Annotated in this window: 8 protein-coding genes; 7 read left to right on the top strand and 1 reads right to left on the bottom strand. The window is 38.9% G+C overall.

Annotated elements, in window-relative coordinates:
* Positions 1-204 precede the first annotated feature (204 nt).
* The gene (locus tag DKM50_03215) at positions 205-633 is read right to left on the bottom strand and encodes an Hsp20/alpha crystallin family protein (protein ID PZM83126.1); all 429 of its coding nucleotides are present in this window, start codon (positions 631-633) and stop codon (positions 205-207) included.
* 380 nt (positions 634-1,013) lie between these two features.
* Here DKM50_03215 and DKM50_03210 point away from each other — a divergent pair, with 380 nt between their 5' ends.
* From DKM50_03210 to DKM50_03180, 7 genes are all read left to right on the top strand, one after another.
* Positions 1,014-1,685, top strand: a complete 672-nt coding sequence (locus tag DKM50_03210; GenBank protein PZM83125.1) for a hypothetical protein — start codon at positions 1,014-1,016, stop codon at positions 1,683-1,685.
* Positions 1,685-3,043, top strand: a complete 1,359-nt coding sequence (locus DKM50_03205; protein ID PZM83124.1) for a hypothetical protein — start codon at positions 1,685-1,687, stop codon at positions 3,041-3,043. Before DKM50_03210 ends, DKM50_03205 begins: the two co-directional genes overlap by 1 nt.
* 102 nt (positions 3,044-3,145) lie before the next feature.
* Positions 3,146-5,008 carry a hypothetical protein gene (locus DKM50_03200; GenBank protein PZM83123.1) on the top strand — a complete coding sequence of 621 codons (1,863 nt, stop codon included), beginning with the start codon at positions 3,146-3,148 and terminating at the stop codon, positions 5,006-5,008.
* Between the two features lie 283 nt (positions 5,009-5,291).
* A complete protein-coding gene (locus DKM50_03195) occupies positions 5,292-6,500 on the top strand; it encodes a phosphomethylpyrimidine synthase (GenBank protein ID PZM83128.1) in 1,209 nt (402 codons plus the stop codon).
* A gap of 1 nt (position 6,501) precedes the next feature.
* Positions 6,502-7,410 carry a thiamine-phosphate kinase gene (gene thiL, locus DKM50_03190; protein PZM83122.1) on the top strand — a complete coding sequence of 303 codons (909 nt, stop codon included), beginning with the start codon at positions 6,502-6,504 and terminating at the stop codon, positions 7,408-7,410.
* Entirely contained in the window at positions 7,407-8,567 is a 1,161-nt protein-coding gene (locus tag DKM50_03185; GenBank protein ID PZM83121.1) for a deoxyguanosinetriphosphate triphosphohydrolase, read from the top strand. The genes thiL and DKM50_03185 overlap by 4 nt, the downstream gene beginning before the upstream one ends.
* Complete coding sequence (locus DKM50_03180) at positions 8,488-9,594, top strand: Nif3-like dinuclear metal center hexameric protein (GenBank protein PZM83120.1); 1,107 nt, start codon at positions 8,488-8,490, stop codon at positions 9,592-9,594. Before DKM50_03185 ends, DKM50_03180 begins: the two co-directional genes overlap by 80 nt.
* The last annotated feature ends 219 nt before the right edge of the window (positions 9,595-9,813 follow it).

Raw genomic sequence — 9,813 nt, 5'->3', positions numbered from 1 at the left:
CTGCATCTGAAACTTTTTAATTATTCTCAATCTGGCCGGTTTATTTTGAATCGGCCAGATTATTCAGCAACATTAAGCCGGATTATTCTGAGAAATAACAGCTGGTAAACTATTTTTATAATCTTAACCCCGCGAGTAACACGGGGTTAATGTAAAGAAGAAATTTAAACCTAGCGAAGTTAACTATGAAATCTGTCTTTTTTCTTATTTAACTTCTATATTTACTTCTTTTCCAACAGTTTCGTTAACTTTAGGCATTTCTATTTTGAGTAAGCCATTGATCATCTCAGCTTTTATCTGGTCTGGTTTTATGTATTCCTCATCAAGCGGTATGATTCTTTGAAATTTTCCGTAGGTTCTCTCTACTCGATGGTGCAATTCATTTTCTTCTATGGTATCCATTTTCTTTTCCCCAGATATCTTTAGTGCTCCTTGCTCGTAGGTTATCCTTATATCTTTTTTCTCCATCCCTGGCAGCTCGGCTTCTATTAGCAGGGAATTCGGGGTTTCTTTAATGTCTATATCCGGAGAAAAGTTTGTCTCCAAATATCTATTTATATCTCTTTCTTGAAAATAATCATCAAAGAGTGATTCCATCCTAGCTAGTGACCGTGGTTTCCATAAGGTTAACATATTAACTCACATCCTTTCTTGATTCTCCAGGTAAAGCAGTTTTTATGCCACTTTTTTGGTCAAGCAGCAAATTTAGATAGGCGTGCCAGCTGTTGTTTTTATCATTGAACATATCAAAAAAATTAATTAAATGTGGGTGTTCTGCCAGTGGTCAGATATGCAACATGCTTTACTTTTTGACAGCCGCTGTTTGTATCTCGAAGCTCATTTCTTTTCTGTAGATTTCGTAATTTTGAATGAATCCTCTGTGAGCTGTTTTTGCCGTTTTTATGCAGAAATTACGTTAATATTGAGGGCGGTTTTTTTCTCTGTCTTGCATTTACGGAATTTCTACTGCATAATATCTTAATAATAAAAAAGGAATAATTAAGTCAACATTTATGGATAATGTCGCAGTTTTTGTAGATATAGATAATACAATTGTCAAAGGTACGACACTCAAGATTTTTGGCCAATATTTTCTTTTTAGAAGGAAAATAAATGTTATTTTTTTTATCCGGTTATTATTCTGGTATTTTCAGTATAAAAGGAATAAGCTCCATGAGTTTACTAATGTCCTTTCGCATGCGCTGAATATGACTCAGGATTGGGATATAGCTGCAACAAATACGTTGTTGCGAAAGTGTTTTGCTGAAAAGATTAAACCAAAACTATATGCCGAAATAATCGAAAAACTTAAAGATCATCATCGGCAGGGACATCAGGTATATTTTGTATCTTCTACGATATCACCCATTGTTGACCTTATTGTTGAGTATCTTGGTTTTGGTTATTCTGTTGCAACAATACCTAATGTTAAAGATAATTACTATACCGGTGAGATTATAGGAGAGGTTTGCTATGGTGAAGAAAAAGTACAACGACTTAAGCAAATTATTATAGATAAAAATATCCGGTTAGACAAAAGTTACTCGTATTCCGATCATATTTCCGATGTCCCGCTTCTGGAACTTGTCGGACATTCAACTGTTGTCAATCCTTGCAGCAAATTAGCAAAAATCTCCCAGAAAAAGGGTTGGGAGATTATCAGAACAAAGGTGGTTATTGGTTAATGCAAAAACGGGTATTGATAATGTTTGTATTATTTCTGCTTGTTTTTCCTTACGCACATACTGCAAATAAACTAGTAATATATTCCAATAATATTACCCAGGTCCATGCCGCCAAAGATGTTTCGTTTCGTTCAGGATTTCAGAGTTTTTTTATAAAAAATTTACCGGAAGAGATTTTTTTTAATAGTTTTTTTGTTGATCTCCCGGAATCAGTTTCTCTTCGCTCTATTTCTAAGATGAATATTCAGAATCGCGAGGGCCTCGAAAGTAAATCCGATTTGTTAAATAGATTGAAGGGAAAACCGCTCTATCTTTATAATAACGGAGTGTACCGGGATGTGGACTTGCTCTATGCCGGGGATTATCTTGCAGTGGATGATCACGGAAAGGTTTTGCTTGATCCGAAAGAAGATATTGCAGTGAGTAAAAATGTCTTTATCGAGAGTATTCCGAGTTTTAATGTCGCAGCTATGGTAATTGAGGTATCGGTTGATAGTCGGAAATCGCAAGTTACACAGGTGCCTGTTAATTATATAACTGGCCAGGTTGGCTGGAAGGCCATTTATAATCTGTATCTTGATGAGAAGAGAGAGCTTTTAGACTTTTCTGCTTTTTTCAAGCTTAATAATTATACAAAAGCTGATTTTGCTAATACGTCAGTTGAACTTGTAGCCGGGGATATCAACTTTGAGCAGGAGCACCGAGTATACGCAATGTCGATGGCTAAGGCTGCGCCAGAAAGTGCTCAGGATATAGGTGAACAACCCCTGGGGGACTATTATAAGTTCGTTTACCCATATTTAGTTACCCTTAAGGCACGAGAGGAAAAAATGTTGAGCTGGAGAGAGATAACCGATATCCCGGTTAAGAAACAATACCTTTTTTCCTTTTATTCCGGTGGATACCCTTCCGTACAAAAGCAAAGGGCTATCATTAAATTATTTATGAAAAATACAAAAGAAAATAAATTAGGTATGCGTTTCCCTGCAGGAGAAGCCTTTGTGTACGATAACAGTTCAAGTCGTAGCTTGCTAGGAAAAGTAAATATTCCAAACTTAACTCTCGGAGAAGAAATCTCTTTAACAATCGGAAAATCTTTTGATCTTTCTGGTGAGAAAACTCATAAAAAACATGAGAAAATAACTACTAACGAGTTTCTGGATACATTTCAAGTTGTTATTAAAAATAACAGTGTGCAGAAAAGGACCGTTGATGTTATTGACAGTCTTTATGGTTCCTGGGAAGTTGTAAGTTCGAACCATAAATATGTACAAAAAGATGCGAACCAACTTTCGTTCAGTGTAGCAATAGATTCTCAGGGCACAACCACAATTAATTATCAGGTTAAAACAAGATAATTATTTCCATTAATGTAGAAATTCTGCAACAATGGAATTTGCATTTCGATACTAATATAAATCAAAAATACAATTATCAATTTTCGAAAAGGAGAGATTCGAGTGAACTTCAAGGTGATATCTTGTGTAGATGGAGAAAATAAATCGGGGACCGAAATTATTCCTGAAAAAGTAACCGGAAGTATGAATGTGTTTGGTGGAAAAGTTGCCGGATTGGTTATTAACGCTGGTGGAAATATAAAAAAGATCGGTTATTTTATTGCTAGAATGAGCAATTTGATGTCAGAAAATAAATTCGTATTAGAACTTCCGCCCAAAATCCGCGGAGAAATAAGCCGGTTCCTTATTAATGATGCACAGCAAGTCGTTGCGGCACCTGGATCAATAGGGATCCGGTCAGATCAGCCAATTCAATTTTTTTCTTCCAATTCGACAGAAATCAAAGAAGACGCGATTCATCGGAGAGTTATCTCCTCAAACCTTATTAAAGATGATGCCGATATTTCTATTATTGCTTCATTTGGCGCTACTAACTTTCGATTGATGCTGGTTAATAAGAACGGGACTATTATTGCACGAAAAGATATCCTTACAAAACTTACGGATATAAGAAAAAAGATTATCAGTGAATTTGATGATTTGTTGTCAAATATAAAATTGACAGAAGCTGAACATGGTAGAATTTGTGGGATAGTTGATGCTGTAATCCAAAACCTTGCAGCTAAAAAAGATCAATATGATGGTCTAGCTGATGACGACATATCGTTCTTGCAATCTGTACAGCTTAAGCGGGTTGACCAGGTAATTGAAGAATTAATTAGTAAATTCATAGACGAAGAAAATAAAACAAAAACAGAAGATACAAAAGAAACGGTCGATGGTTTTATGAAGAAAAGGATTCGAGGGTTTGCTTTTACCATAGCCGGGAATATACATATGGATACCGGTGTGATTCGGTCAAATGGTGTAGAGGGCATTAAACATTTAAATATAGTTGATTATTATGAGAAGCGCTACGGGATACCAGTATCTCCACAAAACGATGTTGACTGTGAGATCGCTGCTTTGGTCGGGAAACTTATTGACATCCAGCACCACCCTGAAACCCCAGGATATAGTGAGTTTATGAGAATAGCAGAAGAAATTAAAAATGATAGTTCTCGAATTATTACTGGTTATGGCGGAGGTACAGGCATCGGCGGGTGTCAGATAAAAGTAAGTAGAGACATCTCTGGCAATTTATCGATGGAACTTTTACTTGGACGGGAGCAATCTGCAGGAGAGTATGGCCACAACGAGATGGACCGGGCAATCCCTGAATTTGATAATATCGTTAGAAAATCGATTGAGCAGGGTATGCCAGAAAGTTTTATTAATGATATGCTAGCCTTTCATCAGAGCATCCCTTGTCGCTGGTGTGGTAATGGGCTTGATTTTGAAAAGCTTGGCGGAGGAACGTCACTGGACAATATCGCTCCCTGGCTTTATCAGCAGATTAAAGAAGATAAAGATATGGAAAAATTTAAGGAAATTATAAGGTCTAATAGCGGATTTGATCGCAGCAAACTTGGTACGGAACAAGAAGAAACGGATTATATTAAAAATGCACGTGCTAAAGAAATAGTTGCTTTTTATAAAGCAACAAAAAATCAGGAAACAGAAGATGTCCTCAAATTCATGGCAAAAGTTTGGGCGGCAAATTTTGTGATAATGTATAACGATGGGTTGCAGGTGGAAATTGATGGTAAGGCACAGGACTGGAGTACTTTTTTTATTACTCAAGGCATGTTCCGGAAGGGTAATGAGTTTTTCCGAGAAATGCTGATGGATTCGTTGGCAAAGGATTTTGAAGAAGCTAACTATACAGAGAAATTTAGCTTTATTATTGATTACAATGATGATAATCAAACCACAGGAGCTGCTCAATTGCTTTCCTGGGATATTGAGAAAAATAAAGAAGTATAATGAATTTTTCCAATCATTAACGAGAGGCTGCTCCAGAATAAGATGGGGGCAGCCTTTTTTTTTGTATAAGAAAGAATTAGATCCTAAATTGTCAAAATATGCGAATTGCTGTAGACTGCAAGTGTCTTGCAATTATGCTGATTATAAGTTTTAACGTATTGTCTCTAATGACATAGAGAGAATACGAAAGCTTTCCTTTGCATCAGCTCTAAACTTTAAACAAAGAGGTGGCAGTGTGAAAACTCAATTAGAACAAGCCCGGGCGAATATAATTACTGAAGAGATGAGAACGATTGCTATTTCAGAAGATATAGAACCTTCGCAGCTTTGCTCGCTGATAGCGCAAGGAAAGGTCGTTATCCTAAAGAATAAAATTCATGGGATTATTCCTTCTGGCGTCGGTGTTGGGTTAAGAACGAAAGTAAATGCCAATATTGGCACCAGTGAGCTCTGCAATAACCTTCCGGTGGAAATAGAAAAACTTAAAATAGCACAGGATAATGGTGCCGATGTACTTATGGATCTAAGTACGGGAACAGGTATTGACGCTACCCGTAAAGAAATAATGAAACATTCGATTATTCCGGTCGGCACTGTCCCGATCTATCAAGCAATGGTCGAAGCGTACACCAAGCTTGGCGATATGCGCCTGATGAACGAAGATTTACTCTTCGAGGTTATTGAGAAACAATGCGCAGACGGGGTAGATTTTATTACGGTCCATTGCGGTGTTACCAGGGAAGTTGTTCGGCAGCTTGATGATTCCGACAGGCTCACTGGGGTGGTTAGTCGCGGTGGTTCCTTTCTGGCGAAGTGGATTAGGGAAACCAAAAAAGAAAACCCGCTTTTTGAGCATTATGACAGGTTGATTTCAATAGCCAAGAAATACGATGTAGTCCTCAGTCTTGGCGATGGCTTGCGTCCGGGATCTCTTGCAGATGCTACTGATCGTGCCCAGATACAAGAACTGATTATCTTGGGTGAGCTTACCAAAAAAGCTCTTGATCAAGGCGTGTCCGTCATGGTAGAAGGGCCGGGTCATGTTCCGATCGATCAGATAGAAACGAATATTCGATTACAAAAAGAATTATGTTATGGAGTTCCTTTCTACGTTTTAGGTCCATTAGTTACAGATATTGCTCCTGGATATGACCATATTACCGCTGCTATTGGCGGAGCCTGGGCAGCTTTTTTTGGTGCGGACTTCCTTTGTTATGTGACACCGGCAGAGCATTTGGGATTACCTTCAGTGCAAGATGTTAAGGATGGTGTTATCGTGAGCCGTATTGCAGCTCACGCGGCAGACGTAGCAAAAAACAGAAAATACCGAAGTTGGGATGACAAAATGAGCCGGGCAAGGAAAAACCTTGATTGGGAAACACAACTGAAATTGGCCGTTGACCCAGATACGGCTCGTCAGGTCAGAACAAAGAAGAACCCTGAAAAACATTCTGCTTGTTCTATGTGCGGCGAGTTTTGTTCTATGAAATAAAATGACTAAATTACTGAAAGAATTAAAGTTTCTCAGTGCATTAGACAAATATCCTTCAATTGAAGGTATCGGTGATGACTGTTTCGTATCTCCGTTTGATGAACAGCATTATCAGCTTATTTCGACGGATATGCTGGTAGAAGGCAATCATTTTCCATTTCAAGAAAAACAATTAGATCGAGTAGGCCTAAAAGCCGTCACCGTCAATGTCAGCGATATTTTAGCGAAAGGCGGAAAACCGGAGAGTATATTCGTGTCGCTTGCTTTACCGGAAGGCTTCACAGAAGAAAGTTTCGATAATTTATATCTGGGATTGAATGAAGCGTGCATATACTTTAACGTGAAGATAAGAGGCGGAGACATTACCTCAACAAAAGGACCGCTCGTCATTAATATTACTATTGTTGGCAAGGTGAATAAAAATAACCTGGCAAAGAGATCCGGTGCCAAAGTAGGCGATAACGTTTATGTAACCGGGAAACTTGGAGGTGCGAGTGCCCATCAGTATGAAATCGGACCTGATTACCACACAATGCTTCCTGTCGAGAAAATTGACTATATCGTTAACCATATACGGGTTACCTCAATGACAGATATCAGTGACGGGTTAGCTCGGAGTCTTTTCGATATTACAAAGAGCAGCAACGTTGGCGTGGTTATTGATGAGGCCGAAATTCCTTTGGCTGAAGACGCCATTCTAGAGAATGCGCTTAACGGAGGAGAAGATTATCAGATACTGTTTACAGCTCCGACTGAATATGCCGGTAATTTGCAAAAAGATTTTTATTATATTGGAAAAATCACTAAGGAAAAAGCTACAATAGTGATCAAGGGGCCGGATAAAACCGAGCGGCTGTTAGAAACATTTGGGTACGATCATTTTAATAGGATAATAAAGGAAAAGAAATGAGAACGTATTTTGAAAACCTGGAGAGAGAAATACTAGCACCTTATGCGCTGAAGAGCAGCCTGTCGGTCGGAAGAAAATTTGATGAGCAGCCTGACGAGTATCGCACGTGTTTTCAACGGGACAGGGATCGGATTATCCATTCAAAAGCCTTTCGGCGACTAAAGCAGAAAACTCAAGTATTTATTGTATCGACCGGCGATCACTATCGAACCAGGTTAACGCATTCTCTGGAGGTTGCCCAAATTAGCAGGCAAATTGGTAGAATGCTTCGACTGAATGAAGATGTGGTGGAATCGATAGCACTAGCCCATGATCTGGGGCATACACCTTTCGGGCATGTTGGTGAGGAAGTTCTTGATGAACTGCTAAAATCCGATGGCGGGTTCGAGCATAATCGGCAGAGCCGACGGATACTTGAAGTCCTCGAACATCGGTATCCTAATTTCCCGGGGCTTAATATCAGCTTTGAAATACTCGATGGATTGATAAAGCACAAGACCCCTTATGATAAGACCGAATATACCGAAAGTCACCGGACATTGATTATGAGTCTGGAATCCCAGGTTGTTAATATCGCTGATGAAATCGCTTATAATAACCATGATCTGGATGATGGCATTACTTCCGGGATCATCTCTATGGCTGAGCTGGAGCGAGATATAGAGCTTTGGAAAGAAGCGTCGCGGATTAATCGCGACAAGTATACGAATATTACGGCGAAGGAGCTGCATCGGCTGAATATTTCTACTCTTATCGGGATGCAGGTTGTTGATGTGTACACGACAGCTCGCGCGCTCATTGAGTCAAAGAATATCTCCTCGGCGGCTGATATCAAAACGTCCTTAGTTGCTTTTTCTTCTCAGATGAAAGAAAAGAATGAAATATTAAGGAAATATTTATATAAGAATTTCTATAAGCATCCGGATGTAGAAATCATGAATCAAAAGGGAGCTCGAATAATACGGGAACTGTTTCAAGCTTTTTCTGAATATCCGAAACTTTTCCCGCAAGATGCTAGCAAATTTGATGAGCATACAAGCTTTATTCGACAGATTGGAGATTATATCGCTTTGATGACTGACAATTTTGCAGAAGAGACGCTTAGATCAACGGAGGTGCTTTTTGAAACTGGAAAGCATAATCAAAAATCTAAATAAATTTGCGCCTCCTATATTGGCTCGGGATTGGGATAATGTTGGGTTAAACATAGGCGATAAGTCACAGGATATTTCTAATATCCTTATCACACTTACCGTTGATGAGAAAGCCGTCCGGCACGCGATCGACCGGAATGTAGATTTGATCATCTCTCATCACCCGCTTATTTTTAAACCAGTCACTGCGATTACCGAGGATAATCCGGGTCAGAGGCTGATAAGGGACCTTATACGAAAAGAAATTTCAGTTTTTGTAATGCACACAAATTTGGATATCATTCCCGGGGGAGTTAATGACGCTTTGGCCGAGTATATCGGCATGGAACCGGGATCACTGAAAGTACTCTCACAAACAGCCTACGACGCGTTGTTTAAGCTCGTCGTTTATGTCCCTGAAAAATATTTGGAGATAGTAACAAAGGCAGTGTTTCAGGCCGGGGCTGGCTACATCGGAAACTACTCCGAATGTAGTTTCATGTTAAAGGGAGAAGGGACGTTTAAACCGGAAGAAAATTCTAATCCATTTATTGGTGAGAGAGGAAAGCGTGAGCTCGTCCCTGAAGTCAGATTCGAGAGTATTGTAAAGGAGCCGGATATTGATAAAGTAGTCTCGGCAATGATCAAAGTTCATCCTTATGAAGAGGTTGCCTATGACGTTATCCCTCTCCATCAGAAAGGAACCAGGTACGGATTAGGAAGATGGGGTAAAATTTCTGTCCCAGTTGCTATGACTGATCTTGCATCCAGGATTAATGCTACTGTAAAAGGATATAAAAAAAATGATATGGTTGATGCTGTCGCCTTGTGCGGTGGGAGTGGAGCAGACTTAATCACAAAAGTATCCAAATTAGGACTTAATATTTATGTAACTGCGGATATTAACTATCATGATGAAATATTGGCGGAGTCTTTGGGGATTTCGCTATTGGACATGGGGCATTACCAGTCAGAAATTCATGTGCTTCCGAAGATTGAAAGATATCTTAAAACGATATATGATAATAAAGTAAATATAGAGATTTATTAATGGGTAACAGCCTTTTAAAAACTCTTAGTTCTTTCCATATATGAGGGTAGCACCATATATGTTTTGCTTGATAAGCCGATAGTTTATCAGATAGCCTTCTTGAAAAGGGCAGTGGAACAAATAATTGTGTTTTGCTGGGGTATGCTGGTACAATAAATAAGTAAATGTGCTAATGTCAGTAATTGATACTATAATAAAAGGAACTGCATAGGGAATGAC

The sequence above is a fragment of the Candidatus Margulisiibacteriota bacterium genome, assembly GCA_003242895.1.
Classification (GTDB): domain Bacteria; phylum Margulisbacteria; class Riflemargulisbacteria; order GWF2-39-127; family GWF2-39-127; genus GWF2-39-127.
Note: the sequence above shows the minus strand (reverse complement) of the source record. Positions and strands in the feature narration are given on the sequence as shown.

What these genes read in the sequence shown, in the direction of transcription:
- DKM50_03215 (PZM83126.1), bottom strand. Translation starts at nt 633, where the DNA reads ATGTTAACCTTATGGAAACCACGGTCACTAGCTAGGATGGAATCACTC.
- DKM50_03210 (PZM83125.1), top strand. Translation starts at nt 1,014, where the DNA reads ATGGATAATGTCGCAGTTTTTGTAGATATAGATAATACAATTGTCAAA.
- DKM50_03205 (PZM83124.1), top strand. Translation starts at nt 1,685, where the DNA reads ATGCAAAAACGGGTATTGATAATGTTTGTATTATTTCTGCTTGTTTTT.
- DKM50_03195 (PZM83128.1), top strand. Translation starts at nt 5,292, where the DNA reads ATGAGAACGATTGCTATTTCAGAAGATATAGAACCTTCGCAGCTTTGC.
- thiL (PZM83122.1), top strand. Translation starts at nt 6,502, where the DNA reads ATGACTAAATTACTGAAAGAATTAAAGTTTCTCAGTGCATTAGACAAA.
- DKM50_03185 (PZM83121.1), top strand. Translation starts at nt 7,407, where the DNA reads ATGAGAACGTATTTTGAAAACCTGGAGAGAGAAATACTAGCACCTTAT.